This window comes from Streptomyces sp. MUM 203J (genome assembly GCF_022414595.1).
GTDB lineage: Bacteria > Actinomycetota > Actinomycetes > Streptomycetales > Streptomycetaceae > Streptomyces.
In genome coordinates this window covers 1-25,801 of record NZ_JADWYO010000071.1, presented here as the reverse complement: position 1 = coordinate 25,801, position 25,801 = coordinate 1, and the positions used below count along the sequence as shown (strand labels likewise).

Annotated in this window: 28 protein-coding genes and 2 tRNA genes; 12 read left to right on the top strand and 18 right to left on the bottom strand. The window is 71.2% G+C overall.

Going from position 1 to position 25,801, the window contains the following annotated elements; all coding sequences use genetic code 11:
- Nucleotides 1-67 precede the first annotated feature (67 nt).
- Genes I3F58_RS25730 through tdh form a run of 3 tightly spaced genes read right to left on the bottom strand, consistent with a single transcriptional unit; the run spans nt 68 to nt 3,314 of the window.
- Nucleotides 68-1,006, bottom strand: coding sequence for a LysR family transcriptional regulator (locus tag I3F58_RS25730; protein WP_240111083.1), 939 nt, complete (start codon nt 1,004-1,006; stop codon nt 68-70).
- Nucleotides 1,007-1,040: 34 nt separating this feature from the next.
- Entirely contained in the window at nt 1,041-2,234 is a 1,194-nt protein-coding gene (locus tag I3F58_RS25725) for a glycine C-acetyltransferase (protein WP_240111082.1), read from the bottom strand.
- A 51-nt stretch (nt 2,235-2,285) separates the two neighbouring features.
- Entirely contained in the window at nt 2,286-3,314 is a 1,029-nt protein-coding gene (tdh, locus tag I3F58_RS25720) for an L-threonine 3-dehydrogenase (RefSeq protein WP_240111081.1), read from the bottom strand.
- A gap of 368 nt (nt 3,315-3,682) precedes the next feature.
- On the opposite strand from tdh, the gene I3F58_RS25715 reads away from it, so the two are divergent.
- Entirely contained in the window at nt 3,683-4,102 is a 420-nt protein-coding gene (locus I3F58_RS25715; RefSeq protein ID WP_240111080.1) for a hypothetical protein, read from the top strand.
- Nucleotides 4,103-4,310: 208 nt separating this feature from the next.
- Here I3F58_RS25715 and I3F58_RS25710 read toward each other — a convergent pair whose 3' ends face one another.
- Complete coding sequence (locus I3F58_RS25710) at nt 4,311-5,141, bottom strand: helix-turn-helix domain-containing protein (RefSeq protein WP_240111079.1); 831 nt, start codon at nt 5,139-5,141, stop codon at nt 4,311-4,313.
- A 125-nt stretch (nt 5,142-5,266) separates the two neighbouring features.
- Between I3F58_RS25710 and I3F58_RS25705 the strand changes: the two genes are divergently transcribed.
- Nucleotides 5,267-5,572, top strand: coding sequence for a 4a-hydroxytetrahydrobiopterin dehydratase (locus I3F58_RS25705; RefSeq protein WP_240111078.1), 306 nt, complete (start codon nt 5,267-5,269; stop codon nt 5,570-5,572).
- A 22-nt stretch (nt 5,573-5,594) separates the two neighbouring features.
- On the opposite strand, the gene I3F58_RS25700 is transcribed toward I3F58_RS25705, so the two are convergent.
- On the bottom strand, nt 5,595-6,437 hold the full coding sequence (locus I3F58_RS25700) for an NmrA family transcriptional regulator (protein ID WP_240111077.1): 843 nt from the start codon (nt 6,435-6,437) through the stop codon (nt 5,595-5,597).
- A 93-nt stretch (nt 6,438-6,530) separates the two neighbouring features.
- Between I3F58_RS25700 and I3F58_RS25695 the strand changes: the two genes are divergently transcribed.
- Nucleotides 6,531-7,538 (top strand): AraC family transcriptional regulator, encoded by a 1,008-nt coding sequence (locus tag I3F58_RS25695; protein WP_240111076.1) that lies wholly within the window; start codon nt 6,531-6,533, stop codon nt 7,536-7,538.
- A complete protein-coding gene (locus I3F58_RS25690) occupies nt 7,535-8,395 on the top strand; it encodes a trans-aconitate 2-methyltransferase (protein ID WP_240111075.1) in 861 nt (286 codons plus the stop codon). Before I3F58_RS25695 ends, I3F58_RS25690 begins: the two co-directional genes overlap by 4 nt.
- Before the next feature lie 4 nt (nt 8,396-8,399).
- On the opposite strand, the gene I3F58_RS25685 is transcribed toward I3F58_RS25690, so the two are convergent.
- A complete protein-coding gene (locus I3F58_RS25685; protein ID WP_240111074.1) occupies nt 8,400-8,873 on the bottom strand; it encodes an RICIN domain-containing protein in 474 nt (157 codons plus the stop codon).
- Between the two features lie 491 nt (nt 8,874-9,364).
- Between I3F58_RS25685 and I3F58_RS25680 the strand changes: the two genes are divergently transcribed.
- Complete coding sequence (locus I3F58_RS25680) at nt 9,365-10,669, top strand: VWA domain-containing protein (protein WP_240111073.1); 1,305 nt, start codon at nt 9,365-9,367, stop codon at nt 10,667-10,669.
- Entirely contained in the window at nt 10,669-11,502 is an 834-nt protein-coding gene (locus tag I3F58_RS25675) for a hypothetical protein (protein ID WP_240111072.1), read from the top strand. Before I3F58_RS25680 ends, I3F58_RS25675 begins: the two co-directional genes overlap by 1 nt.
- A 97-nt stretch (nt 11,503-11,599) precedes the next feature.
- On the opposite strand, the gene I3F58_RS25670 is transcribed toward I3F58_RS25675, so the two are convergent.
- Nucleotides 11,600-13,426 carry a long-chain fatty acid--CoA ligase gene (locus I3F58_RS25670; protein ID WP_374208037.1) on the bottom strand — a complete coding sequence of 609 codons (1,827 nt, stop codon included), beginning with the start codon at nt 13,424-13,426 and terminating at the stop codon, nt 11,600-11,602.
- 506 nt (nt 13,427-13,932) lie between these two features.
- On the opposite strand from I3F58_RS25670, the gene I3F58_RS25665 reads away from it, so the two are divergent.
- The gene (locus tag I3F58_RS25665) at nt 13,933-14,880 is read left to right on the top strand and encodes a bile acid:sodium symporter family protein (RefSeq protein ID WP_374208036.1); all 948 of its coding nucleotides are present in this window, start codon (nt 13,933-13,935) and stop codon (nt 14,878-14,880) included.
- A 73-nt stretch (nt 14,881-14,953) separates the two neighbouring features.
- Complete coding sequence (locus I3F58_RS25660; protein ID WP_240111070.1) at nt 14,954-15,364, top strand: (2Fe-2S) ferredoxin domain-containing protein; 411 nt, start codon at nt 14,954-14,956, stop codon at nt 15,362-15,364.
- A gap of 43 nt (nt 15,365-15,407) precedes the next feature.
- On the opposite strand, the gene fdhD is transcribed toward I3F58_RS25660, so the two are convergent.
- Nucleotides 15,408-16,241, bottom strand: coding sequence for a formate dehydrogenase accessory sulfurtransferase FdhD (gene fdhD, locus I3F58_RS25655; protein ID WP_240111069.1), 834 nt, complete (start codon nt 16,239-16,241; stop codon nt 15,408-15,410).
- 218 nt (nt 16,242-16,459) lie between these two features.
- On the opposite strand from fdhD, the gene I3F58_RS25650 reads away from it, so the two are divergent.
- Both I3F58_RS25650 and I3F58_RS25645 read left to right on the top strand, forming a co-directional pair.
- Nucleotides 16,460-17,401 carry a beta-ketoacyl-ACP synthase III gene (locus I3F58_RS25650; protein WP_240111068.1) on the top strand — a complete coding sequence of 314 codons (942 nt, stop codon included), beginning with the start codon at nt 16,460-16,462 and terminating at the stop codon, nt 17,399-17,401.
- Between the two features lie 137 nt (nt 17,402-17,538).
- Nucleotides 17,539-17,626, top strand: a tRNA-Leu gene (locus I3F58_RS25645).
- 88 nt (nt 17,627-17,714) lie between these two features.
- On the opposite strand, the gene I3F58_RS25640 is transcribed toward I3F58_RS25645, so the two are convergent.
- Nucleotides 17,715-18,194 carry a hypothetical protein gene (locus I3F58_RS25640; protein ID WP_240111067.1) on the bottom strand — a complete coding sequence of 160 codons (480 nt, stop codon included), beginning with the start codon at nt 18,192-18,194 and terminating at the stop codon, nt 17,715-17,717.
- A 33-nt stretch (nt 18,195-18,227) separates the two neighbouring features.
- Entirely contained in the window at nt 18,228-18,638 is a 411-nt protein-coding gene (locus I3F58_RS25635; protein WP_240111066.1) for a hypothetical protein, read from the bottom strand.
- A 120-nt stretch (nt 18,639-18,758) separates the two neighbouring features.
- On the opposite strand from I3F58_RS25635, the gene I3F58_RS29700 reads away from it, so the two are divergent.
- Nucleotides 18,759-19,037: a helix-turn-helix domain-containing protein gene (locus I3F58_RS29700; protein WP_308355063.1), complete on the top strand. Its 279-nt coding sequence runs from the start codon at nt 18,759-18,761 to the stop codon at nt 19,035-19,037.
- A gap of 174 nt (nt 19,038-19,211) precedes the next feature.
- Nucleotides 19,212-19,285 (top strand) — tRNA-Arg (locus I3F58_RS25625).
- 99 nt (nt 19,286-19,384) lie between these two features.
- Here I3F58_RS25625 and I3F58_RS25620 read toward each other — a convergent pair.
- The 8 genes from I3F58_RS25620 to I3F58_RS25585 all read right to left on the bottom strand — a co-directional run bounded on the left by I3F58_RS25620 (nt 19,385) and on the right by I3F58_RS25585 (nt 25,079).
- Entirely contained in the window at nt 19,385-19,642 is a 258-nt protein-coding gene (locus tag I3F58_RS25620) for a hypothetical protein (RefSeq protein WP_240111065.1), read from the bottom strand.
- A 257-nt stretch (nt 19,643-19,899) separates the two neighbouring features.
- Entirely contained in the window at nt 19,900-20,754 is an 855-nt protein-coding gene (locus I3F58_RS25615) for a hypothetical protein (protein ID WP_240111064.1), read from the bottom strand.
- Entirely contained in the window at nt 20,735-21,640 is a 906-nt protein-coding gene (locus tag I3F58_RS25610; protein WP_240111063.1) for an aldo/keto reductase, read from the bottom strand. Before I3F58_RS25610 ends, I3F58_RS25615 begins: the two co-directional genes overlap by 20 nt.
- A complete protein-coding gene (locus I3F58_RS25605) occupies nt 21,637-22,827 on the bottom strand; it encodes a cupin domain-containing protein (protein WP_240111062.1) in 1,191 nt (396 codons plus the stop codon). Before I3F58_RS25605 ends, I3F58_RS25610 begins: the two co-directional genes overlap by 4 nt.
- Nucleotides 22,828-22,841: 14 nt before the next feature.
- Nucleotides 22,842-22,979: a hypothetical protein gene (locus I3F58_RS25600; RefSeq protein ID WP_240111061.1), complete on the bottom strand. Its 138-nt coding sequence runs from the start codon at nt 22,977-22,979 to the stop codon at nt 22,842-22,844.
- A gap of 564 nt (nt 22,980-23,543) precedes the next feature.
- Nucleotides 23,544-24,377, bottom strand: a complete 834-nt coding sequence (locus tag I3F58_RS25595) for a helix-turn-helix transcriptional regulator (RefSeq protein ID WP_240111060.1) — start codon at nt 24,375-24,377, stop codon at nt 23,544-23,546.
- On the bottom strand, nt 24,374-24,886 hold the full coding sequence (locus tag I3F58_RS25590) for a DUF6879 family protein (RefSeq protein WP_374208035.1): 513 nt from the start codon (nt 24,884-24,886) through the stop codon (nt 24,374-24,376). Before I3F58_RS25590 ends, I3F58_RS25595 begins: the two co-directional genes overlap by 4 nt.
- Entirely contained in the window at nt 24,870-25,079 is a 210-nt protein-coding gene (locus I3F58_RS25585) for a hypothetical protein (RefSeq protein ID WP_240111058.1), read from the bottom strand. The genes I3F58_RS25590 and I3F58_RS25585 overlap by 17 nt, the downstream gene beginning before the upstream one ends.
- Between the last annotated feature and the right edge of the window lie 722 nt (nt 25,080-25,801).

The window sequence follows — 25,801 nt, the reverse complement described above, 5'->3', positions numbered from 1 at the left end:
GCGAAGGGACGCCGAGTGACGGCCGGCCGCCCCTGAACCCCTGCCGGCCGGACGCGCCGGACACGTCCTAACGGGGCTCCGGGAGCGCGGCGCCCGGTTCCGCCAGCCCCTGCGCCGCGCCGGCCAGGGCGTCCAGCACCGGCCGGATCAGCGGATGCCCCTCCGCCCCACGGCGTACCGCCGCGAACACACGGCGGAACGCCGCGGGCCCCGCCACCGGCCGCACCACGACATCCTTCAGTTCGATTCCCCGCAGCGCCGAACGCGGCACCAGCGCCACCCCGGCCCCGGCTCCCGCCAGCGCCGCCACGGCACGGAAGTCGTCAGAGACGTGCACCAGACGCGGCTCGAACCCCGCCAGTTCACAGGCCAGCAGCACCATGTCCTGGCACGGGTTGCCGGGCGACTGCCCGATCCAGTCGCTGCCGGCCAGCGCGGCCAGCACCACCTCGGGCGCCTGCGCGAGCGCGTGCCCCGGCTGCAGCACCGCGTCGAACGGCTCCGCGTACAACGGCACCCGCGCCAGCCGCCGGTCGTCCTCGCCGGGCGCGCCCCGGTACTCGACGGCCAGCGCCAGATCGGCCTCCCCGTCCAGCACCATCGGCAGCGACGCGTCGCCCTCCGCGTCCCGCACTCGCAGCCGGATGCCCGGGTGCCGCTCCGCGAGCCGCGCGATGGCCGGGGCCAGCACCTCCGCGATGCCGGTCGCGAACGCGGCGACCCGCACCTCGCCCGCCGTACCGCCCGCGTACGCGGCCAGCTCCGCCTCCGCCCGCTCCAGCTGGGCCAGCACCTCGTTGGCGTGCTCCAGCAGGATCTCGCCCGCGGGGGTGAGCGTCACGCCCTTGCCGCTGCGGGTGAGCAGCGTGTGCCCGGTCTCCTGCTCCAGCGCGGCGAGCTGCTGGGAGACGGCGGACGGGGTCAGATACAGCGCAGCGGCGGCGGCGGTCACCGTACGGTGGTCCGCCGCCGCCCGCAGGATGCGCAGCCGGCGGGGGTCGATCACCCTGCCATTGTCGCTCGCCCCCGGTCGTCCGGTGTCACGCCTCCATCGCGGCCCGCGCGTCGACGAACGCCCGCACGGCCCGCTCCACGTCCTCCGTGGAGTGCGCCGCCGACAGCTGGACCCGGATCCGGGCCTGGCCCATCGGCACCACCGGGTAGGAGAACCCGATCACGTACACGCCCCGCTCCAGCAGCAGCTCCGCCATCCGGGCCGCCTTCGCCGCGTCCCCGATCATCACGGGCGCGATGGCGTGCTCGCCGGGCAGGATCTCGAAGCCCTCCTCGGTCATCCGGGTACGGAACAGCTTCGTGTTGCCGTCGAGCTTCTCCCGCAGGTCGCCCGCCGACTCCAGCAGGTCCAGCACCTTCAGCGACGCGGCCGCGATCACCGGTGCGAGGGAGTTCGAGAACAGGTACGGGCGGGACCGCTGCCGCAGCAGCTCCACGATCTCGGCGCGGGCCGCGACGTAGCCGCCGGACGCGCCGCCCAGCGCCTTGCCGAGCGTGCCGGTGATGATGTCCACCCGGTCCATGACGCCGTGCAGCTCCGGCGTCCCCCGGCCGCCCGCGCCGACGAAGCCGACCGCGTGCGAGTCGTCGACCATGACCATGGCCCCGTACGCGTCCGCGAGGTCGCAGATCTCCTTGAGCGGCGCGACGTACCCGTCCATGGAGAACACGCCGTCGGTGACGATCAGCTTGCGCCGCGCGCCCGACGCCTCCTTCAGCCGGGCCTCCAGCTCGCCCATGTCCCGGTTCGCGTACCGGTGGCGGGCGGCCTTCGACAGCCGGATGCCGTCGATGATGGAGGCGTGGTTGAGGGCGTCGGAGATCACCGCGTCCTCGGGGCCGAGCAGCGTCTCGAAGACGCCGCCGTTCGCGTCGAAGCAGGAGGAGTACAGGATCGTGTCCTCCTGGCCGAGGAACGCCGACAGCCGCCGCTCCAGCTCCTTGTGGACGTCCTGCGTGCCGCAGATGAAGCGCACGGACGCCATGCCGTAGCCCCACCGGTCCAGCGCGTCCTTGGCGGCGGCCACGACCTCCGGGTGGTCCGCGAGGCCCAGGTAGTTGTTGGCGCAGAAGTTCAGCACGTCTCCGGGCGCACCGCCCGCGGTCACGGCGACGGACGCGGACTGCGGGGTGCCGATGACCCGCTCGGGCTTGTAGAGGCCCGCGTCGCGGATCTCGTCGAGGGTGGCGCGGAGGTCGTCACGAACGGACGCGAACATGGATGAGACTCCTAGGAGGTATGGAGGTGCCGGGCCGGACTGTCCAGCCGGTCAGGCGGTCCAGTCGAGGATGATCTTGCCGCTGCGCGCGGTCGCCGCCTCGTCGAACGCGGCGTCGAAGTCCTTGTAGGCGTACTTGCCGGTGATGACCGGGCTGAGGTCGAGCCCGCCCTCCAGCAGCACCGTCATCGCGTACCAGGTCTCGAACATCTCACGGCCGTAGATGCCCTTGATCGTGATCATCGACGTCACGATCTTGGCCCAGTCGACCGGGAACTCCTCGGCGGGCAGGCCCAGCATGGCGATCCGCCCGCCGTGCGTCAGGTTCGCCACCATGTCGCGCATCGCCTCGGGGCGGCCCGACATCTCCAGGCCGATGTCGAAGCCCTCCCGCAGGCCCAGCTGCCGCTGCGCCTCCGCGATGCTGCTCTCCGCGACGTTCACGGCGAGCGTGGCGCCCGCCTTGCGGGCCAGCTCCAGGCGCGGCTCGCTCACGTCGGTGATGACGACGCTGCGGGCGCCCGCGTGCCGGGCGACGGCAGCGGCCATGATGCCGATCGGACCGGCGCCGGTGATCAGCACATCCTCACCGACCAGCGGGAACGACAGCGCGGTGTGCACGGCGTTGCCGAACGGGTCGAAGATCGCCGCCACGTCCAGGTCGACCTTCGTGCGGTGCACCCACACGTTGGACGCGGGCAGCGCCACGTACTCCGCGAACGCCCCGTCCCGCCCGACGCCCAGGCCGACCGTGGCGCGGCACAGATGGCGGCGCCCGGCCAGACAGTTGCGGCACTTGCCGCACACCAGATGGCCCTCACCGCTCACCAGGTCACCGGCCTTGATGTCCTGCACGTCCGCGCCGACGGCCGCGACCTCGCCGACGAACTCGTGCCCCAGCACCAGCGGCGTCCGAACGGCCTGCTGTGCCCAGCCGTCCCAGGAGCGGATGTGCAGGTCGGTGCCGCAGATGCCGGTACGCAGCACCTTGATCAGCACGTCACCGGCGCCGTACTCCGGCTCGGGGACGTCCATCAGCCACAGACCGGGCTCGGCCTTCTGCTTGACAAGGGCCTTCATCGCGGCGACTCCAGGCGGGGGAGAGAAAGGAGAGGGGGGAGGGGTGGTGGTGACCAATCTGCCGAGAGGGGCGGGGCCCCGTCCATCGAGGTTTTCTTAAGCGGTCCAACAGCCCAGCTTCACGCGCCCCCGCAACGCGCCGCACGCGCCCGCCGAACGGGCCACCGGCGAGTCCTGCATGCCGTCGGCGGAGTGCCTCGAAGCCCTGCGCACCGGGCATTACCTCGCGGGTAATCGACCCGGCTCCGCCCGCCGGGCAAGGTAGGCCGTGCCGGGCCCCGGGCGGCGCACTCCGCTCGGGCCCCGGCATTCCAGCAGCGCACATACCGCTGTCCGACCCGCACGACCCCGACGGAGGCTGATCCGCCATGTCCCACGCCCTGCTCACCGGAATCGCCCGCACCAGCGAGCCGCGGACCATGCTGCGCCGTTTCCTCGGCCTGGACGCCGTCGTCACCGGGGCCAACGGACTGGCCTACGCCGTGGCCTCCGCGCCGCTCGGACGGCTGCTCGGCGTCGACGCCGGGTTCCTGCTGGGAGTCGGCCTCTTCCTCCTCGTGTACGCCGCCGCCGTCGGCGCCCTCGCCGCCCAGGCCCGGCCCTCCGCCGCCGGCGTGAAGCTGATCGTCGACGCGAACGTCCTGTGGGCGGTCCTCAGCGTCGTCGCGCCGGCGGTATGGCTGCAGCCCAGCACCGTGGGCATGCTCTGGATCCCGGCCCAGGCGGTGGTGGTGGCCGCGTTCGCCGCCCTCCAGTGGACGGCCCTGCGGGCGGACGGCCGCCGGTAGGTCCGCCGGGTGATGCGGGGCCCGGGGGAGCGGCCCCCGGGACCCGCCGCTACCGTCGCCGAGGCCGCCGGACTGGCGGTGTCAGCCTGTCGAGCGCAGGTAGGACCGGTACTCGTACCGGCCCGGCGCGGTGAAGCAGGAACCCACCGAAACGGTCAGACGACCGTGGTAGGAAGGAATCCCCGGCCTCTAGGCCGGGGAGCGGAGGTCAAAGCCCTCGCAGGTACTCCGCCGTCTCCGGATCCGCCGGCAGCAACGTCTCGATCGCCAGCTCCGCGACCGTCACATCCAGCGGCGTGTTGAACGTCGAGATCGACGAGATGAACGACAGCACCCGCCCGTCGTGGGCGATCCGCAAGGGCAGAGCGACATACGGGTACGGGGTGGCGGCCTCATCCAGCCCGCCACCCCCGCGCGGCTGCCCGGACCCGGCGGCGCCGTCGCCCTCCGGCAGCGGATACGCCGCGACCTCCTCGTACACCCTCCGCAGAGGCTCCGACCGCAGCAGCGCCAGCTGCCGCTCCATCTGCGCCAGCAGATGCCCCCGCCACTCCCGCAGGTTGAGGATCCTGGGCGCCAGTCCCTCGGGGTGCAGTGTGATCCGCATGGCGTTCAGCGGCGGGGTCAGGAGCCGCTCCGGCAGCCCGGCCAGCAGCATGGTGATGCCCCGGTTGGCGGCCAGCACCGTGTACGAGCCGTCGACGACGACCGCCGGATACGGCTCGTAGCCGGCGAGCAGCCGTTCCACGCCCTCCCGCACCGGCCCCAGCTCCGGCCCGTCCAGCGGCGACTCGCTGTAGCGCGGTGCGTAACCGGCCGCCAGCAGCAGCGCGTTGCGCTCCCGCATGGGCACGTCCAGCCGGTCCGCCAGCCGCAGCACCAGCTCCTCGCTGGGGCGGGACCGGCCGGTCTCGACAAAGGAGATGTGCCGGGCCGACGAGTCGGCGCGCAGGGCCAGCTCCAGCTGGCTCAGCCGCCGCCGCTCCCGCCACTCCCGCAGCAGAGGTCCTACTCCCGTGCGCGTTGCGACCGTTGTCATACCGCAGACGGTAGCCCAGTCCGCCGGGCCACCCGGGCCCGCGGGCGGCCCGCCGTGTTGACCGGGGTACCCGCCACCGGGACCGTAAGGTCGGTCGGGACCGCAAACGGAAGGGAACACGGGACATGCCCACGGAACCCCTGTCGCAGAAGGAGATCGAGGACCGGCTGCGCGAACTGCCCGGCTGGTCGCTCGCGGGCGACCGCCTCACCCGCACCTACCGCCTCTCCACCCACTTCGCGGCGGCCGCCATGGTCGTCCATGTCGCCCGGGTCCAGGACGAACTGAACCACCACTCCGACCTGACCCTCGGCTACAACACCGTCGCCCTGTCGGTGAACACCCACGACGCGGGCGGCGCCGTCACGGACCGCGACTTCGCACTCGCGTCCCGCGTCGACGCCATCGCGACCGCCCACGGCGCCGCCTGACCCGGCTCCGGTCTTCCGGACGTCACGCCACGGGCGTGAACGCGGCCTTCACGACCTCCGCGAAGTCCCGCGCCTCACGCCCCAGCACCTGCTCCACCCCGTCCGTCACCGACGCGTTCCGCCCGTCCAGCAGCTCCGCGAAGAGCTCCGCCACCCAGTCCGCGTCCGACTGCGGCAGCCCGTACGCCTCCAGCTCCGCCGCGTACTCCCCGCGGGACACCGGCACGTACGCCACCTCGTGGCCCACGGCCGCGCCCAGCTCGGCGGCGGCCTGCGCGAACGGCACCAGCCGGGGCCCGGTCAGCTCGTACACCCGCCCGGCGTGCCTGTCCTCCAGCAGCGCGGCCACCGACACGTCCGCCACGTCGTCCGCGTCCACGAAGGGCTCCGGCGTGTCCCCGGCCGGGAACGCGACCCGGCCTCCCGCCACCCCGTCGGCCATCAGTCCCTCCGTGAAGTTCTGCACGAAGAAAGCCGCCCGTACGACGGTCAGTTCGCTCCTCTCGCCGAGTGCCTCCCGCAGCGCCTGCTCTGCCTGCGCGGCCGCCGGTTCGCCGCGGCCCGACAGCAGCACCAGCCGCCGCACCCCCGCCTCCGCCGCCAGCCGCCCGAAGGCGCGCAGCGCGTCCGCGGCGCCCGGCACCGCCAGGTCGGGGTAGTAGGCCACGTACGCCGCGTCCGCGCCGCGCAGTGCCGGACCCCAGGTCGCGGGGGCCTCCCAGTCGAAGAGCGTCCCGCCGTTCGCCGCCCCGCCGCCGCGGGACCCGGCGCGTACGTCCACGCCCCGCCCGGCCAGCCGCTCCGCCACCCGGCGCCCGGTCTTGCCGGTCGCCGTCGTCACCAACACCGTCTGCCGTGTGCTCATGTTCTCGTCCATGCCTCAAGACTGGCGGCCCTGGGCTGGACGCTCCATGCTCCACAGGCTCACTTCCCTACGCGAGCGTCTACGCTTCGGCGCATGGACGCACTTGCCGGGCTGCTGGACGGACCACGTGCCCGAGGGGCCTTCCTGCTGCGGACGGTGATGGCGCCCCCATGGTCCCTGCGGGTCGAGGACCGGGCCCCGCTGTGCCTGATGTGTGTGACCGGCGGCGAGGCGTGGGTCGTCCCGGACGATCCCGCCCGGGAGGCCCTGCGGCTCCGGCCGGGTGACCTCGTGATCGCGCGCGGGCCGGAGCCGTACACGGTCGCGGGCGCCCCGGACACCCCGCCCCAGGCCGTGATCGGCCCCGGCGGCGCCTGCCGCACCCTGCACGGGGAGCCGCTGGAGGAGACCATGCGGCTCGGCGTGCGGACCTGGGGGAACGCCGCGGACGGACCCGACACCATGCTGGTCGGCACGTACCAGATGGAGAGCGAGGTCAGCCGTCGCCTGCTCGACGCGCTGCCGCCGCTGCTGCACCTGCCCGCCGACTCCTGGACCTGCCCCCTCACGCCCGTCCTCGAAGACGAGGTCAGTCGTGACGAGCCCGGCCAGAGCGTGGTGCTCGACCGGGTCCTGGACCTGCTCCTCATCGCGTCCGTGCGGGCCTGGTTCTCCCGGCCGGACGCCGCCGCGCCCGCCTGGTACCGGGCCATGGGCGACCCCGTCGTGGGCACCGCCCTGAGGCTGCTCCAGGACGACCCGGCCCACCCGTGGACGGTCGCCTCCCTCGCGGCGAAGGCGGGCGTGTCCCGAGCCGGGCTGGCCCGCCGCTTCACCGAACTGGTGGGCGAGCCGCCGATGGCGTATCTCACGGGCTGGCGGCTCGCGCTCGCCGCCGACCTGCTGCGGGAGACGGACACCACCGTCGAGGCGATCTCCCGGCGGGTCGGCTACGGCAGCGCGTTCGCGTTCAGCGCGGCGTTCAAACGGGTGCGCGGCATGAGCCCGCACGACTACCGGACCTCCCGGAACACCGGACAGTTGCCGGAACAGCACGCTTCCTCGCGCGGAACCGCGGTGCCCAGCAAGCTGTCCTCATGACGCACTCTCACACGCACGCGCATACGCACGGCGACTCGGCCCACATGGACTGGCCCGAGCTGCTCCCGCTGCTGGAGGGCGGCGCCGAGCTGCGCGCCCCGATGTACCGGCAGGCCATGGCCTGGCTCACCGACCTGGTCCCGGTCGGCGGTGTACGCAGGGTCCTCGACGTCGGCAGCGGCCCCGGCGTGCTGTCCCGGATGCTCGCCGAGACCTTCCCGTACGCCGAGGTGGTCGCCGTCGACGGCACGCCGGAGCTCCTGGAACGAGCACGTGCCCGGGGCGTGACCACGCTCCTGGCCGACCTGCCGGGAGACCTGCCCGAACTGGGCGAGGCCGACCTGATCTGGATGGGGGAGGCCCTGCACCACCTGGGCGACCAGGAGGCGGCCCTCGCCGGACTGGCCGAGCGGCTGCGGCCCGGCGGGCTGCTGGCCCTGGTGGAGGGCGGGCTCCCCACCAGGCACCTGCCCCGGGACAGCGGCATCGGGCGCCCGGGACTGGAGGACCGGATGGACGCGGCGTCCGCCGACTGGTTCGCCCGCATGCGGACCGAACTCCCCGGCAGCCGGGACGTGACCGAGGACTGGCGGGCGCTGCTGTCCGGCGCGGGACTCGCGCCCAGCGGGACGCGGACGTTCCTGGTGGACATCCCCGCCCCCGTCCCGCCCTCCGTACGGGACCACGTGATCGCCGAGTTCACCCGCCGCCACACGTCCATGGCCGACGCCCTGACCCCCGAGGACCGCGCCACGCTGAACCGTCTCCTGGACCCCGACGACCCCGCGTCCCTCCACCACCGCCCCGACGTCCACCTCCTGACCGCCCGCACGGTCCACACGGCCCGCAAGGCGTAGCCGGTCACCCGACCCGCTCCAGCCGCCACCACTGTGACGGCGTGTCCAGGTCCTCGCCCTGCCGGACATCGGCCCCGTCGTCGAGCGAGCCCCCGGCGACCTCCAGCAGCAGCCCGCTGACGAAGCTCACCAGCGCGACGTTGCCGGGGTTGCCGAGGTCCCGCTCGATCGCCCACTCCTGCGCGCCGAAGTTGTTCGCCTTCCACTGCTGCACGTTGGCCCCGGGTTCCGTCGACGCCCCCGCCACGTCCAGCCGCTTGCCGCTCGCCTCACACACCAGGTGGTACAGCCCGCCCCCGTTCGGCACCGCCGAGATCCGCCACCGCTGTCCGTGGGCGCCCACCTTCTCCTTGCCCTGCTGCACGTTGGCCCCGCTCGCCCGCGCTCCGCCGGCCACCTCCAGCACGAGTCCGCTGGCCACGTTCCGGACGAGGTACGTCCCTTCTTCGACCGGCCCCGGCCTGTTGTCTCCGCTCACCCCTCATACCCCCCTCTGGTCACTCACTGTCACCTCCGACCGTAACCGCCCCCACTGACAACCGATCCCCGGCCGGCCCCGGACCTCCCGCGCCGCGGTCCGCTCCGGCACGCCGGGGACCCCGGCCCGCGAAGCGGCAACGGCCGCCGGACGAGCCGGAGTCCACCGACGTACCCGTCGAACGGTTCGCCCGCGGCCCTGGCCCGAGGGGCGCCGCCGGGCCGCGGGCGGTCACCGGGCGGCGCCCGGGACGGCCGTACGGCTGACGGAGGATGAGGACGACGGCGCACGGAGGCGGGCGGCACGCGGTCCGCGGCTGCCCGCGCCGGACCGCGTACGGCTGTCGACGGAACCGGGGTTCGTGCACGACGCGGTCGTGAACCCCGCTCTTCCCGTCCCCGTGTTGCACCGCATGCTCGTTGAGCTGGAGGCGCACCGGTTGCCACGGAGGCGAGTTGGGGACGGCCGACCCGGCTCACTATGATCCGCCGATGATCACACGAATGCGACTGGCGGCCGCCCTGTGCGGACTGCTGGTCACACTGACGGGCCTGACGGGTGGGCTCTCCGTCGCGCCCGCCTGGGCCGACGACGGAGCCCCCGAGCCCGCTGCCGCGAAGGAAGCGCCCAAGGTCGAACTCGTCCTGGACGTCAGCGGGTCCATGCGGACCCGGGACATCGACGGACAGTCCCGGATGGCCGCCGCGAAGCAGGCGTTCAACGAGGTGCTGGACGCAGTCCCGCCGGAGGTGCGGCTCGGCATCCGGACGCTCGGTGCCGACTACCCCGGCAAGGACCGCAAGGAGGGCTGCAAGGACACCCGGCAGCTCTACCCGGTGGGCCCGCTCGACCGCACCGAGGCCAAGACCGCGATCGCCACCCTCGCCCCCACCGGCTGGACTCCCATCGGCCCCGCCCTGCTGGGCGCCGCCGAGGACCTGGAGGGCGGCGACGCCACCCGCAGGATCGTCCTCATCACGGACGGCGAGGACACCTGCGCCCCGCTCGACCCGTGCGAGGTCGCCCGGGAGATCGCCGCCAAGGGCATCCACCTCACCATCGACACCCTCGGGCTCGTCCCGGATGCCAAGACCCGCGCCCAGCTCGTCTGCATCGCGGAGGCCACCGGCGGCACGTACACCTCCGTCCAGCACAGCGACGAACTGTCGGAACGTGTCAGTCAGCTGGTGGACCGCGCGGCCAAGCCGACCGTCACGCCCGTCGCCACCGAGGGCGCCGGCCGGTGCGCCCAGGCGCCGGTCCTCCAGCCCGGCCTCTACACCGACCGTGAGGAGTTCGGCCAGCACCGCTTCTACCGCGTGGAGCTGCTGCCCGGCCAGGAGCTGCGCGCCTCGGTGAGCGTCGGCGCCGACCGCGCCGTCAACCGCGACTACGGGGTGCTGCTGCGCGCCTCCACGCTCGCGGGGCGCGAGATCGTGCGCGGCGAGGCGGCCGGTGACGGCCGTACCGACGTCATCTCGACCGGTCTGCGCTACCCCAAGGCCGAGACCGGGGACATCGGCTCCGACAGCGACGTCAAGCCCGCTCCGGAGACCGTCTGTCTGCGCGTCAGCAACTCCTTCTCGCCCGCCGGGTCCGTCAAGACCACACCCGGCCTGCCCGTCGAGCTGAGCATCGCCCTGGTGGACGGCCCGGACGAGGCGGGCGACACCGCCTTCTTCGGCCTCGGCCGCGGCTGGTGGTTCCTCGGCGCCCTCGTACTCGCCGGCTTCCTCGCCGGAATCCTGTGGGGCTGGCTGTCCCGCTGGCGCGTCGCCGTCTGGAGGACCAACTGATGCGATCCACCGCACGGAAGACCCACCGGGGTCGTGCACGACGGGGGGCGCGGGCCCTCACGGCCGCCGCGCTGCTCGTCGGCGCCGCGCTGGCCGGCCTCGCCGCGCCCGCCGGTGCCGCCGCCGCCTCGCCCGCCCCGACCGCCTCCGCCGGTGAGGACGGCGAGCCGCCGGCGCCGACCGAGGCGGGCACCTCCTTCCGCACCGCCACCGCCGTACGCCCCGGCCAGCGGGCCACCGCCCAGGCGTCCACCGGCGACTACCTGTACTGGCAGTTCCCGGCCGACGCCGGTGACCGCGCCACCGTCCGGGCGACGGTCACGCTGCCCGACACCTCCGCCCGGAAGACCGGGACCACCTGGCGGATCGACGTGTACGACGGACTGCGCCGCCGCCAGGCATGCCGCTTCGGCAGCGACGCGAAGTCCCTCCCGGCGGGCGGCGCGGGCTCCGTCGAGCTGGCCTGCCACCTGCGGACCGTACGCGGCTCGGCGGAACCCTGGTCCGACGACCCGCTGCCCGGCGCGTACTACGTGCGGCTGACGGCGGTGGACCTGGGCGCCGCCGACATCGGCCTCGGCTTCGGGGCGGCGCTCGACGTGTCCCTGGACGAGGCGGGCGCCGCCGCCCATGTTGACGGGAAGCTGGCCGCCCCGCTCGTGCAGGGCTCGGCGTCCACGGTCGAGCCGGAGGACGGCTGGGCCTCCGGCTGGTGGTCCACCCGCTGGCTGTGGACGGCGGGCGGCGCCGCGCTGGCCGCCCTGGCAGGCATCTGGGGCTACGGCCTCACCCGCGGCCGCGGCCGCCCGGCCGGGGCGCCTCCCGCGCGGTAGGCACCGGCCCCCGGTACGTTCCGGGGCCCGCCGCCGGCACCCGCACGGCGGCGGCCCCGGGCGCGGCCCCGGGTGCCCGTCCTGGCCCCGGCCCGGATCAGCCCCCGTACAGCGCGTCGACCTCCGACGCGTACGCCGCCTCGATGGCCCGCCTCTTGAGTTTCAGGGACGGTGTCAGCAGCCCGTGCTCCTCGCTGAAGGGGTGGGCCAGGATGCGGAACGTCCGGATCGACTCGGCCTTGGAAACCAGGGTGTTGGCCGCGACGACGGCTCGCCGGATCTCCTTCTCCAGGGCCGGGTCCCGCACCAGCCGTACCGCCGGCAGCGGAGCCCGTCCCTGCATGGCCAGCCAGTGGTCCACCGCCTCTCTGTCGAGGGTGACGAGCGCCGCGATGTACGGGCGATTGTTGCCGACCACGACGCACTGCGCGACCAGCGGATGGGCCCGCACCCGCTCCTCCAGGCCCAGCGGCGCCACCGACTTGCCGCTCGTCGTCACCAGGATCTCCTTCTTCCGCCCGGTGATCGTCAGGTAGCCGTCGGAGTCCAGCCGCCCCACGTCCCCCGTGGCCAGCCACCCGTCACTCAGCGCCGCGCCCGTGGCCGCCGGGTCGTTGAGGTAGCCGGAGAACACGTTCCGCCCCCGCAGCCACACCTCCCCGTCCTCCGCGATCCGCACAGACACTCCTGGCACGGGGGGCCCCACCGTGCCGAACCGGGTCCGCCCGGGCGGGTTCATGGTCGCCGCCGAGGCCGACTCGGTCAGCCCGTACCCCTCGTACACGGTGATCCCCGCGCCCGCGTAGAACAGCCCCGTCCGCCGGTCCATCGCGGAACCGCCCGACATCGCGTGCCGCACCCGCCCGCCGAACGCGTCGCGGACCCTGCCGTACACGGTCCGGTCGAAGAACTGGTGCTGCACGCGCAGCGCCGCCGACGGCCCCGGCCCCGTTCCGGACGCCCGCTGCTCCAGCGCCTCCGCATGCCGTACGGCCACGTCGACCGCCTTGTCGAAGACCGCCAGACGCCCCTCGGCCTCCGCCCGGCGCCGCGCCGTGTGCAGGACCTTCTCGAAGACGTACGGCACGGCCAGGACGAACGTCGGCCGGAACACCGCCAGATCGTGCAGCAGCGCCTCGGCGGTCAGCGCCGGCTGATGACCCAGCTTGACCCGGCCCCGGACCGCCGCGACCTCCACCATGCGGCCGAACACATGGGCGAGTGGCAGGAAGAGAAGCGTCGACACCTCCGCGTCGGGCGCGGGGCGGAACACCGGCTCCCAGCGTTCGAGCATCGTGTCCGCCTCGAACATGAGGTTCGCGTGGGTGAGGACACAGCCCTTGGGGCGGCCGGTGGTGCCCGAGGTGTAGATGACCGTGGCGACCGACTCGGGGGTCACCGCCCTGCGGTGACGCTGCACCACCTCGTCGTCGATCCGCGCCCCGGCCGCCACCAGCTCGTCGACGGCGCCGGCGTCCAGCTGCCACAGCCGTTTCAGCAGCGGCAGCCGGTCCACCACAGAACCGACCGTCATCGCGTGGTCCTCGTGCTCCACCACGCACGCGGTGACCGCCGCGTCGTGGAGCATCCAGTGGACCTGGTCCGCGGACGAGGTCGGGTACACGGGGACGGACTGGGCGCCCACCGTCCACAGCGCGAAGTCGAACAGCGTCCACTCGTAGCGGGTACGGGACATCACGGCGACCCGGTCCCCGAACCGTACGCCGTGCGCGATCAGCCCCTTGGCCAGCGACAGCACCTGATCGCGGAACCCGGCGGAGGTGACGTCCGCCCACTGCCCGGCCGTGTCCTTGCGCACGAGGGCGACCCGGTCCGGTTCGCTCACGGCGTGGTCGAACACCGCGTCGGCCAGTCCGCCGACCAGCGGAGCGGTCACGAGGGGTGGGACGGTCAGCTCGCGCACAGGCCTGCTCCTTGTGACGCTCGGCATAGCGGAGAGTGACGGTACCCCACGCAGAGTTTCACCGGAAGGTCCTGAGAACGGCGGGACGAACGGCATCGCCACAGGTCAGAGCGGCCCGCAGCGGCAATCCCATGGTCACGGCCGTGTGCGGGCCTCCGTTACTGAGCGGCGGATAAGGAACGGCTGCGGGAATCTCCACCGAACCGGTACCGGACCGGCACAGCCGCGCGCCCCTCCCCGCCCGGCCGCCCGAGCCCCCCACGCGACCAGGCAGGATGGACCCAGCGCGACCCGACCGAGAGCCCGTGACACATATGCCCCAGGACCCCAGAACGCCCCGGGACCCCCGGAACCCACAGCGCCCGCGAAGCCGGGAGGGCCGCCCGGCCTCCCCGGAGCCCGCCTCCGCGGAGCCCGGCACCCACGGGTGGGCCCACGGGCGCGCGGAGCGGCGCACGCGGCTGTTCGCGCGCCTCCTGCGTGGCGTCGGCGCCGGGCGCCTTCCGGTGGACCCGTTCATCGTGGCGCTGCTCGCCACCGTCGGTCTCGCGGCTCTGCTGCCCGCGTCCGGGACGACGGCCGAGGCCGTCGAAGGCGCCTCCACCGGCGCGATCGCGCTTCTCTTCTTCCTGTACGGGGCCCGGCTGTCCACCCGGGAGGCCCTGGAGGGGCTCCGGCACTGGCGCCTCCACCTCACGGTCCTCGCCTGTACCTTCGCCCTGTTCCCGGCCCTTGGACTGGTGGGCGCGAAGGGGCTCGGCCCCGTACTCCTCACTCCGGAGCTGGCGTCGGGGCTGCTGTTCCTGACGCTGGTGCCGTCGACGGTCCAGTCCTCGATCGCCTTCACGTCCATCGCCCGGGGCAATGTGCCCGCGGCGATCTGCGCGGGCTCCTTCTCCAGCCTGGTCGGTGTCGTCCTCACCCCGCTGCTCGCCGCGCTGCTGCTGGGCGGGGCGGTCGGCGGCCTCTCGGCGGACGCGCTGCTCCGGATCGTCGCGCAGCTGCTGGTGCCCTTCCTGGCGGGGCAGGCGACGCGGCGCTGGACCGCCGGGTTCGTCGGCCGGAACCGGAGGGTCCTCTCGTACGTCGACCGCGGCGCGATCCTGCTCGTGGTCTACACCGCGTTCAGCGAGGGCATGGTGCGCGGGGTCTGGAGCCAGGTCACGCCCGCCCGGCTGGCGGCGCTGCTGGGCGTCGAGGCGCTGCTGCTCGCGGTGATGCTGGCGCTGACCTGGTACGGCTCCGCGCGGCTCGGGTTCGCCCGGGAGGACCGGATCGCGATCCAGTTCGCGGGCTCCAAGAAGAGCCTGGCGGCCGGGCTGCCGATGGCGAGCGTGCTGTTCGGCGCCCAGGCCTCGCTGGCGGTGCTGCCGCTGATGCTGTTCCACCAGATGCAGCTGATGGTGTGCGCGGTGATCGCGCGGCGCCGGGCGCGGGACCCGGAAGCCGCCTGACCGGCGGCGTCGCATGGCGAGAACCTGACCCCGGCCTCCCGCATCCAAGATCGACCCGGCTACCGTTGATGTCATGCCCACACAGTCCCGCACGTGGATCCGCCCCGGCGCCGACCGCCCCTGCTCACTGGTGGTGTGCCGGGGCTGCTGCTGCGGCGACGCCCGCAAGCACCCGGGCACCGATCACGCGGGCCAGCTGGAACGGCTGCGGCAGGCCGCCGCGGCGTCCGGCGGCAGGCTGACGGTCCGAACCAGTGACTGCCTCGGCCCCTGCGGACAGGCCAACATCGTGGTGGTGCAGCCTTCGGGCGAGGGCCGCAGGCGCGGGGCGCGGGCCGCGTGGGTCGGCTGGGCGCTCGACGACGACTGCCTGGACGACATCCTGGCGTGGGTCGAGGCGGGCGGCCCCGGTGTGGCGGAACCCCCGGTGACGCTCACGCTCCAGATGGTGGCCGCACCGGCGGAGACCCGCCGCAGGCAGTAGTACCGGCCCTCACCGGCGTACCGGTCCTCACCCGGCGTACCGGTCAGGAGAGGCCCGCGAGCCGCTCCGCCCCCGCGTAGACGTTCATGTCGTTCCCGCGCAGGAAGCCCACCAGCGTGAGCCCCGTCTCCGCCGCCAGGTCCACGGCCAGCGAGGACGGCGCCGACACGGCCGCCAGCACCGGGATCCCCGCCATGACGGCCTTCTGCGCCAGCTCGAACGAGGCGCGCCCGGACACCAGCAGCACGGCCCGGCCCAGCGGCAGCAGCCCCTCCCGCAGGGCGCGCCCGACCACCTTGTCCACCGCGTTGTGCCGCCCGACGTCCTCCTGAACGTCGAGCAGTTCACCCTCCGGAGAGAACAGCGCGGCGGCGTGCAGGCCACCGGTCCGCTCGAACACCCTCTGGGCGGCCCGCAGCCGGTCCGGCAGCCCGGCCAGCACATCGGTACCGACCCGCACGGCGGGCCCGTCCTCCAGCCGGAATCGGGCGGTGGTCCGCACCGCGTCCAGACTGGCCTTGCCGCACAGTCCGCAGGAAGACGTCGTGTAGACGTTCCGCTCCAGCGTGATGTCGGGGACGGGTACGCCGGGGGCGAGCCGCACGTCGACCACGTTGTACGTGTTGGTGCCGTCCTCGGTGGCGCCCGCGCAGTACGCGATGCGCTGCACCTCGTCGCCCGCGGCGACGACCCCCTCGCTCACCAGGAAGCCGGCGGCCAGTGCGAAGTCTTCGCCGGGCGTGCGCATGGTGACGGCCAGCGGCCTGCCGTTGAGCCGGATCTCCAGCGGCTCCTCCGCGACAAGTGTGTCGGGCCGGGCCGACACGGCCCCGTCCCGGACCCGGATGACGCGGCGCCGCTCGGTGACCCGTCCCATGTGTGCCCAGCCTCCGGATTCGCTCGCTCGCCAGTTCGCCGCCATTCTCCCGCACGCCGGGGATGTTGCGGACTCTCCAAGTGGCGCGCGGGAATCCTGTGGGATCACGTGACGGGTTACCCGTGAGTCGCTGACCAGACTGGAGGGCTCATGAACCACCGTACGGAACACATCACTCCGCACGGCCGACACTGCGAACAGAGGGGGTTCGACCCGGCATGACGGGAACCCGAATCGCCGCGCTCGGGCACTACCAGCCCGCCAAGGTGCTGACCAACGACGACCTGGCCGCCATGGTCGACACCAGCGACGAGTGGATCCGCAGCCGGGTCGGCATCCGCACCCGCCATGTCGCGGGTCCGGACGAGCCGGTCGACGAGATGGCCGCGCACGCCGCCGCGAAGGCCCTGGCGACGGCGGGGCTGGCCCCCTCGGACATCGACCTGGTCCTGGTCGCCACTTCCACCGCCGTGGACCGCTCCCCGAACACCGCGGCCCGGGTGGCGGCCCGCCTCGGCATGACCGCCCCGGCGACGATGGACCTCAACGTCGTCTGCGCGGGCTTCACGCACGCGCTGGCCACCGCCGACCACACGGTACGGGCGGGCGCGGCGCGGCGGGCCCTGGTGATCGGCGCCGACCAGATGACGGCCATCACCGACTGGACGGACCGCACCACCTGCGTGCTCGTGGGTGACGGCGCGGGTGCGGCGGTCGTGGAGGCCACCGACGACGAACCGGGCATCGGCCCCGTCCTCTGGGGCTCCGTCCCGGAGATGGGCCACGCGGTCCGCATCGAGGGCATCCCGCCCCGATTCGCCCAGGAGGGCCAGACCGTCTACCGCTGGGCCACCACCCAGCTCCCGCCCATCGCCCGCCGGGTCTGCGAACGCGCCGGCCTCACCCCCGAGGACCTGGCGGCGGTCGTTCTCCACCAGGCCAACCTGCGGATCATCGAGCCCGTGGCCCAGAAGATCGGCGCCGTGAACGCGATCGTCGCCCGCGACGTGACGGAATCGGGCAACACCTCGGCGGCCTCCATCCCCATGGCCCTGTCCAAACTGGTCGCCCGAGGCGATGTCCCCTCCGGCGCTCCTGCCCTCCTCTTCGGCTTCGGAGGCAACCTCTCGTACGCCGGCCAGGTCGTCCGCTGCCCCTGAGGCCACCAACCGCAGTCACCCGACCGCAGCGCGCACACACCGCCCCTGACCACGGGATATGCAGGTGAAGACCACCTCGAACCCCTGGTAGAGTTATCCATGTCGTCGCGGGGAACACCCCGGGGCCGACACACCCGGTCCGGGTGGCGGAATGGCAGACGCGCTAGCTTGAGGTGCTAGTGCCCTTTATCGGGCGTGGGGGTTCAAGTCCCCCCTCGGACACCAGCAGAGACCCCAGTTGATCTGGGGTTTTTCTGTTTCTCCGGCTGTGGCGTGACCAACCACGTGACCAACAGCCGAGCGAATCTCCTGGTCAGACCAGGGATGACAGGCCGAGACGGCTGGCACTCGAAGCGGCCAGCTTCTTCGCTCCCTCAGCGCGACGCCTGCCGTACCGCGCCATCGTGTAGCCCGGCGAGTGGTGCCGGGCGTTGGCCGAGACCTCTACCGGGTTCTCGTGGTTGTCGAGATCGTTCGTGATCTTCGACGCCCGCCAGTCGTGCAGCCGGAAGTTCTCCGGCAGGTGCAGACGGTTGCGCGCCGTCCGCCAGCGGGCCGACACCTTCTCGGGGTCCTGCGGTCCGCCCGCCTCGCCCCGGTACAGCTTGAAGCCGTCACAGGCGAACACGAGGTCATGGTCCACCCAGAGATCCCCGAGGCGCTCCCGCTCCGCGTCCTGGCGTTCCCTCTGCCACTTCAGGACGTTCATCAGGGCTTGGTCTACGTAGATGATCGCGTTGTCGTCTCCGTCCTTGGTGAGCTTGCGCAGCCGGTAGGTGTTGCCTTCCTCCACCACGACCCAGGCCAGTTCGATAGCGCACTCATTTCAGTAAATGAGCGACCACTTCCACCCCAGCACTTCGCTACGGCGACACGAGGTGGCCGCGTACGAGGTCCACAGCGGGGCGTCCCGAAGGCAGTGGTGCGTCAGCCCGCCGTCATAGGCCCGGTTGTCGCACGGCTTCCATATCTCTTCGAGGAAGTGCCGCGTCTCGTTGTCGTTGAGGGTCGGGAAGTCCGGCGTGGCCGCCTTGATTTGCCGTTCCGTGGGCGGGTCGGCAGTGTGCGCCGGGTTGACCGTGAGGAGCTTCCTCGGTCCGGTCACCGAGTCGAGCGCAGCCGAGATGATGTTGTGAATGTGCCGGACGCTCTTCGGGCCGAGCGGCTTGTTGCCGTTGGCCTTGATGGGCGCGCTCTCCAGCAGCCGATACAGCTCGTCCAGCCGCTCGTCCGTCACCTCCACCACCTTGACCCTGCCTATGTGAGGCTTGATGTGCAGCCGAATCTTCGGCGCGTACCCCTCTCTCGTGGTGTCCTCGCCCCGGCATCCAACTGGAACTCCCCTCCGGCCCCTTGCATGGTGTGTACGACCCGAACGGGGCGGGAGTCATCGTGTTCGCCGTCCTGGCCGTGGCCGCCGAGGTGGAGCGGGAGGGCATCCGGGAGAAGGCGTTGGAGGGGCTGGACACTGCGGCCCCGCAAGGGCAACCACGGCGGACGCCCCTCCGTGGTGGACGACGACAAGCTAGCGATGGCCCGTGCCAGGCACGCCAAGGGAGAGAGCGTCACTGCCATTGCCAAGGCGCTGGGAGTCTCTCGTGCCACCCTCTACCGCCACATCGGAGAGAGCGCCTGAGGCTGGCGCACAGCGGCGCAGTGACGGTGTCGACGACAGCACGAGGGGTGCAGTTCGGAGGTGGTTAACCGGCCTTGACGCTCCTACCTAAGCGGCTAGGGTTGAATACAGGAGAACCCGGAATCGTCCCTGGGGTCGTAGAGCTTCGGGGAAGGTCACGCTCTCCAGTCGAAAGCGTTCTTAGCTCAGCAAGGAAGAGCACCGCGCATCTGGACGTGGGGTCATCGGTTCGAGTCCGATAGGACGCTACAGGCGGGCTTCCTTCCGTGTTCGGCAACGAAGGAGGCCCACTGGCTTCACGCGGGGTGATCGCACGTGTTCCTGGTGACGGATAGCCCCACTGCGGGCTAGGACCAGACCTGCCTCTTTCCGGAGCCCTTGGCGTTCCGGTCGCTCAGGGGGACGATGGGGCCATAGTACGGGTCCGGGCTATCGTCGCGATAGTTGCCCTCAAGATCGGTGTTCCAGCTGGTCTGGCCCCCATCTTTGCTGTACGCCGTCCAGTGGTACCCGTCCCCGTTAGGAACTGCGCGGATCTCATCCGCTCCGAAGTCGGCCGGGTTGTTCCCGAATGCTGCGGGGTCTGGCCCCTTGTAATCGCTCACCTGGCTCTCCTTCACGGATCGTCGGAAGGCCCTTCCACGGTACATTTTCGGGAGAGTGAACGGAGACAGGAATGGACGGGGCGGAATCTTCGCTCGTCAAGTTCCGAGCAGTCAGAATATAAGCAGCGGAACCCCGTCGAGCGGTGCATCAACGACTTCAAGCAGCCGGACGGCCCCCGCTCTGCGATCCGGCAAACTCGCTGCCGCCAACCACGCGCCGCAATCCTCACCACCTCGACTCGGCGGGGACCACGGAACTAGGCGCTCACCTCGGAGTGCACCGGGACGGGCGGGCGCACTCCGGTGAGCGCTTCCGCGCGGGCCACGAGCCGGGGCGCAAGATCGGGGTACCAGCCACGGGCTACGGCTTGCATCATCTCCGCCAGGGCCGCGAGTTCCCCGATTCGGCCGGCGGGGGTGTCGAGGACCGCTGCGAACTCCTTGCGAATGCGGGCGGCTACGTCGGGAACAAGCAGGCTGTTGGCGTGGAGGAGTCCCGCGTCATAGCCGAAGGGCACCCGTCCCCACCGCTCCCAGTCCAGCAGGCACAGGGGCGCGGCGGTGAGGTTGCCCCAGTGCAGGTCACCGTGACCGGTCACCCGCTCCACCGTGGCGGGGGCGGGGATGCCGAGGAACTGGGGGAAGGCTCGTTCGATCCACCCGTCCCGCACGGTTGCCTTCACTCCCTCCGCTTCAGCGAGGAGGTCAAGGGCTTGGCGAAGGTCCGCCCACCACTCGTCAGACAACCCCGGGTCGTGGTCGATGTCGGCCCGGTCGGGGGACACGATGGGTTGCGTGAGGTAGTCCAGGACTTCCGACTCGAAGGCCCACTCGCCGTCAGTCCAGTCATGCACCGCGTACAGGTGGGGGCGGGGCACGCCGTCAGGCACCAGCTCCGAGGCGCCGACGATGCCTTCCCCCGCCTTCCTGCCCGCGTTCCTCTTCGCCGTCCGACTGACCCGGAGCCACCGGTCCCCTGCTCGGCGTCCGAGAGTGACACCGAGGAAGCCCCACGCCAGCGGCCCCGTGCAGGTGAGGCGCAGTGCCTTGGCCGCCCGGTCGTGGGCGGCCTCCATCAGGGCCTGCACCTCTTCATTCACCGGCGAGTTCATCCGTCACCCTCCTGAGTTCCTGGGCCGTCAGCGGCGCAGCCAGAGCCTTGGCCACATCGTCCCAGTGCTCGCGGGTGCTCGCGGAGGTGAGGACGACATCGAGGCCGGGGCACGAGCCAGCGGCCAGCAGGGCAGCGGCTGCGGCCGACAGGCCGGGGCGGATAAGGTTCACCAGTTCGGGTGTCATGGCGTCGAGGAGTTCGCCCCCGTGCAGGGGAGCGGAGCCGAAGGTGATCAGCCCCGCGTCCTTCGCCTGCACCAGTGGTCCGCCGCCGTTCAGGGCCTGTGTGATCGGGGCATCCATGATCAGGCTGACGGGCATCTGCAAGCCCGTGAAGTGGTGCTCGGCGGAACCGGCCGCCTGCCGGGCGAGCGTGAGCAACTCGGGCACGCTGAGCGCTCCGGAGGTCAGGCCCGACCAGGTGGCAACGCCGTACCCGCCGATCCTGCCCGCATGGGCGAACTCTTCCAGCGCCGTGAAGGCTTCCCGTACACGCCCGTGCAGAGCAACACGGTCAAGGCCGTGCCTGTGGTGCTCGGGGTTGTGTACGAACACAAGGTCCACACGCCCGAGCGCGGCCAAGGATCGCTCCGTCTGCCAGCGGACGAAGCCCCCTTCAAAGCTGTGCCTACCGGCCGCCTCTTCCCGGGTGAGCACTCCCTCAGACAGGGCGGTACGGCCTTGCTCCGCCGTGAAGAACCCCGTCTTCGTGGCTACCCGCACGGTCGGGTACTCCCCTAGAGCCGGGCGCAGTTCCTCATGCGCCAGACCACGGGCGTAGTTCGGGGCCGTGTCCACCCAGGGACTACCGGCGGCCAGGGCGGCGCGTGCCGCCTCACTGACGGCACGCACGCGGTATGTCCCCAGGCAGAGAGCGGCGGTCACAGCGCCGTCCCCACGACTGCGACGGCGTGGCCGTCAATGAGGACGGAGACCAGTTCGGCCACGTCCTTGACCTCCAGTCCGGAGGAGTCGGCGAGTTCGCCGAGCGTGATCGGCTGGTTGGTCAGCAGCGTGCCCAGCGCGGGCGCGGCGGACTCCGCGAAGTCCCACGCGGTACCGGCCGCCGAGAAGGTGACCGTGCCCTGTTCGCGGTTGGCCGTCAGGCGACCCCTCGGAACGGTGAGCTTGACCGTGATCTCCCCCCGTGCGGGGAGGCCGTCCACGTAGGGCAGGGACGGAATCGCGTGGCCCAGGTCCGTCGTGTCGATCGACTCCGCCCACCGCTCCACGAGGTGGGGGTCCGCCATCATGTCGGACACCTCACGACGTACGGCGTCGATGAAGTCCGACTGTTCCGCCAGCGAGCCGAAGCGCGGAATGTCCCTGCGGAGCGCGAGGGACGCCCGAAGCTGATCGACGACCCAGAGCATCAGGTCAGCGCCTGTGTGCGGGACCATGCCGAACGTGAGGTGAAGGGATTCCGTCCCCTGGTCAGCGGTAACCGAGTGCCACCAGCCGCGCGGCAGGTAGAGCACGTCACCCGGGGACAGAACGAGGTCCGCCACCGGGTCGCCCTCCGGCTCCTCCGGCGACTCCACGTCCCGGAAGGTGGGCGCCTCACGGGTCATCCCCCACAGGCGCCACCGCTTCGAGCCGTGCAGTTGGACCACGACGACATCATGGTCGTCCCAGTGCCGACCGAAGCCCTCCCGCTCGGTCCACGAGGCGTACACGTTGGCCTGCACGGAAGTCCCGAGGAAGCGTTCCAGCCCCTCGGCGGCGGCCCCCACGGCGGGGTGGATCTTCTCCACCGCATCGAGGACCAGCGAAGCGCCTTCTCTGAGCTGGACGTGGAAGTCGGACGGTTGGATGCGGGACCAGGTGACCGCGCGGCGGTTCGTGGTGGGGATCGCGTAGCGGTGGAGCGGGACCATCTCGCCGTCGAGCGACAGACGCAGCCGGGGCGGCTCCAGCCGTTGCGCGGCGATGATCCGGTTCAGGTCGTCCCAGGAGAGCAGGTCACTCGCCATGTCGGCGGTGCCGGGGAAGTGCGCGTAGGAGCGGTGGTACGTCTGGGCGAGGAACGTGTCCCCGCCCAGACGCCCCGCCCACGAGGCTGCATCAAGCATCGTGGGCTACCCCGCTAGTCGTTGCCGTCGGAACGGCCACTGCTGACGTCCGACTCCTGCTCGGCTCGGGTGCGCGCGGCCACGATCTTCCGCTTCGCGACGAGCAGGCCACCCCCCTCGGGGGCCACCGAAGTGGTGTTCTGTTCCACCATCGGACTACCTCTCTCTTCTCGGGAACTCCCGCCGGGAATCCGGCAGGAAGCAAAGGGGGACAGCGACGAGCGCGGCGGTTACCGGATCGCCAGGGTTCCAGCGAGAACCAGGACACAGCCGCTGAGGATCATCGCCAGGAAGAGCGGACCCGCGTACCGGCCAAAGTGGCGCAGCACCCAGTGGCCCAAGCCACGCATCACGTCGCCTTCGGCTCCACCGCCACGGGGCGGAGAGCACTGGCAGACAACGAACTGCGGCCCGTGCACCGAGGGCACCCGCACGGCGGGTACTTGGTTGGCGAACCCAGGATCACCGCCTTTCGCGGGTCCACCTGCACCTCCCGCACCGGGCCGTACGTCCGGCCGCCGTCGTACGACACCCGCAGAGTCATGCGCCCGGTCACGCGCGCACACCACCATCAAGGCCGAACGTCCGCCGGTACTCCAGCCCCCGACCCACGCCGTATCGCGCCCGCTCTTCGTTTCGCTCGGTCGCTGTCATGGGGGAAATCATTGACCCAGAAAGCGGTGGCTGTGTAGTTTTTTCCCGTCATGGACTAAAGATCATGAACGGCAGGCAGCGGCCCACTCCGTCAACAAGGCTCGCGCTTCGGCCCCGAATAGCGCGTACCCCTCCAGTGTCGAGAACAGTTCCAAATGCATTTCGATATCGCGTGGATCCCTCAGGATCACGACACCGGTGGTGTTCTCCACAGTGGCCAGGGTGTTGTCATAGACAGTGAAGGTGTCCATCGGAGCCATGGGCTTGTATCCCGCGATTGGGATGACACCGAGCTTCACATTCGGCAGGTGGGTCAATGAGGCCAACCGGTCAATCTGCATCGCCATCGCGGCCGGGGACAGGAGGGGCCACCTCACAGCCTGCTCGGTAAGGATGAAGGTGAACTGCTTCTTCGTGCCGTAAAGAACCTCCTGCCGCTCCAGCTTCCTCGCGATCGTCTTAGTGACATCGGCCGGAGAATGCGCAAGGCTGGCTCGGATGTACTCAGGGGTGGACAGCAGTCCTGTAATCATCGAGAGCAGGAAGAAGCGGAACTCCGTGGACGAGGATTCAAGGGCAGCGAGTTCAGTCTGCTTCTTCTCCAGGCCCCTACGTCGCAGCGAGCGCAGGTCTTGCCATTCGGTGTTGGCCAGCCTCGCAAGGGCGATGACCTCCTCGATGACCTCGGGCGGAGCCACGACGGCCCGGAGGATTCTTTCCAGGTCCAGCAGACTCGGTTGGACTTTCCCATTCTCGATCCGGCTGACCTTCGATTGGGACATGTTGCAGCGCCGAGCGAGCCGGTCCCCAGTGAGGCCGGCTCGCTTACGTAGTTCTTTCAGCAGGGCAGCCAGTTCTTGCTTCGGCTGCCCCAACTGTTCAGGGTCGAACGTCACCTGCTCACGTACTCCAGGAATGGAACCGACTCGGCAACCGCAATCCGCTTCCACCGCCGGTACGGCTCGGGATCACCCTCGTACAGTTCCCGGTTCATCTGCGTCCCGTCCGCCCGGTAGTTCATCAGGACCACCTTGGACTCATCGAACATCCAGAAATCCTGATCCGGAAGTCCCGGGTTCTCCCGGTCGGTGAGGTCGAGGATGCGGATATCCTCGCCCGCCTTCACGTGGTGCCGGTAGTAATACTCGAACTCGAATCGGAGATAGTCCGAGAGCGGGCGAGTCACGACATGGACCCTGCCGACGCTCTTTCCTTCCGAGCCCCATTGCCGAACCTCGTCCATCCATGCCGAGGTGTAATCGTCGGGAGACTTCTCCCCGGCGAGAAACCTCTTCAGCTTCTCCGCTTCCTGAGGCATGGTGTAAACGGGCAGCGTTTCCAGCCGCCACGCCTCACGCTCCATGGAATCGAAGCAGTCATTCCACGCGTCACCATCCAAGTGCACGGAACGCCTCCCTGAGAACCGCCTCCGGGATTTCCACGAGCCCTTCCCCGGTGGGCGGGGTGAAGGCGTCGGACACGTCGCCCTGCACCACGAACGAGCCGGTGGTCGTGCGGTACACGTTCGGGCAGTCCTTCTCTCCGCACTCGCCGTTGCCGTTGCCCGTGAGCCGGGTGAGTGCCGAACGTTCGGACATGCCAAACCCCCTTGCTCTGGCCCCGTCTGGGCCGCCTGGCCAACGACAGTAGAGGGGGTGACGCTACGCGTCTATGCGTGAACGCGACTATGCGTGTCCTCGCATAAACAGGTCTCCGACCGCTCCAGCCCACCCCGGTACGCGGTCACGTACGCGACCGTGGAGACTGGGCGTAGCCCCGTGGCGCCGTCCGGGAGGCCTGACGCGACCCAGGTACGGACGCCTCGGAGGAGGGTTGGTCACGTGACCAACGTATGACCAACAAGGGCCGGAAACCCCCTGAAACAGCAGTAAAGAACAGGAGAAGCGCCCGCCGAAATCAAGCCTGTCAGCGGGCGTTTTCCCAGGTCAGAGTGGTTGGGGGCTGGTGCCCGAGAGGAGAGTTCAAGTCCCCCCTCGGACACTTGCTTACGTATACGGATGACGCGGGTTGCGACCTCACGGTCACAACCCGCGTTTTCGTGTCGTGGACGAGTCCGAAGGTCTGTCAGACGCCTGGCTCCCGGCGGATCGATCCTCACCAGGCTCCGCATTGACCCCCGCTCGCGCCACCCGCCTGCCTCGCGCACCGCTCGCACCGACGGAGATCGAGGCCACCGCGGGCGATTGACCGGTAAAGCAGGCTGCCTGCGGCCGGCACAAGTACCCGGAGCAGGGGCCTTGACCCCGAATCCTGGACACGGGTTATGCGGCTGGTGTCAGCGTAGTTGATGTTGTTCTGG

What these genes read in the sequence shown, in the direction of transcription:
- I3F58_RS25725 (WP_240111082.1), bottom strand. Translation starts at nt 2,234, where the DNA reads ATGTTCGCGTCCGTTCGTGACGACCTCCGCGCCACCCTCGACGAGATC.
- tdh (WP_240111081.1), bottom strand. Translation starts at nt 3,314, where the DNA reads ATGAAGGCCCTTGTCAAGCAGAAGGCCGAGCCCGGTCTGTGGCTGATG.
- I3F58_RS25715 (WP_240111080.1), top strand. Translation starts at nt 3,683, where the DNA reads ATGTCCCACGCCCTGCTCACCGGAATCGCCCGCACCAGCGAGCCGCGG.
- I3F58_RS25710 (WP_240111079.1), bottom strand. Translation starts at nt 5,141, where the DNA reads ATGACAACGGTCGCAACGCGCACGGGAGTAGGACCTCTGCTGCGGGAG.
- I3F58_RS25705 (WP_240111078.1), top strand. Translation starts at nt 5,267, where the DNA reads ATGCCCACGGAACCCCTGTCGCAGAAGGAGATCGAGGACCGGCTGCGC.
- I3F58_RS25700 (WP_240111077.1), bottom strand. Translation starts at nt 6,437, where the DNA reads ATGAGCACACGGCAGACGGTGTTGGTGACGACGGCGACCGGCAAGACC.
- I3F58_RS25695 (WP_240111076.1), top strand. Translation starts at nt 6,531, where the DNA reads ATGGACGCACTTGCCGGGCTGCTGGACGGACCACGTGCCCGAGGGGCC.
- I3F58_RS25690 (WP_240111075.1), top strand. Translation starts at nt 7,535, where the DNA reads ATGACGCACTCTCACACGCACGCGCATACGCACGGCGACTCGGCCCAC.
- I3F58_RS25680 (WP_240111073.1), top strand. Translation starts at nt 9,365, where the DNA reads ATGATCACACGAATGCGACTGGCGGCCGCCCTGTGCGGACTGCTGGTC.
- I3F58_RS25675 (WP_240111072.1), top strand. Translation starts at nt 10,669, where the DNA reads ATGCGATCCACCGCACGGAAGACCCACCGGGGTCGTGCACGACGGGGG.
- I3F58_RS25660 (WP_240111070.1), top strand. Translation starts at nt 14,954, where the DNA reads ATGCCCACACAGTCCCGCACGTGGATCCGCCCCGGCGCCGACCGCCCC.
- fdhD (WP_240111069.1), bottom strand. Translation starts at nt 16,241, where the DNA reads ATGGGACGGGTCACCGAGCGGCGCCGCGTCATCCGGGTCCGGGACGGG.
- I3F58_RS25650 (WP_240111068.1), top strand. Translation starts at nt 16,460, where the DNA reads ATGACGGGAACCCGAATCGCCGCGCTCGGGCACTACCAGCCCGCCAAG.
- I3F58_RS29700 (WP_308355063.1), top strand. Translation starts at nt 18,759, where the DNA reads ATGGTGTGTACGACCCGAACGGGGCGGGAGTCATCGTGTTCGCCGTCC.
- I3F58_RS25615 (WP_240111064.1), bottom strand. Translation starts at nt 20,754, where the DNA reads ATGAACTCGCCGGTGAATGAAGAGGTGCAGGCCCTGATGGAGGCCGCC.
- I3F58_RS25605 (WP_240111062.1), bottom strand. Translation starts at nt 22,827, where the DNA reads ATGCTTGATGCAGCCTCGTGGGCGGGGCGTCTGGGCGGGGACACGTTC.
- I3F58_RS25600 (WP_240111061.1), bottom strand. Translation starts at nt 22,979, where the DNA reads ATGGTGGAACAGAACACCACTTCGGTGGCCCCCGAGGGGGGTGGCCTG.
- I3F58_RS25585 (WP_240111058.1), bottom strand. Translation starts at nt 25,079, where the DNA reads ATGTCCGAACGTTCGGCACTCACCCGGCTCACGGGCAACGGCAACGGC.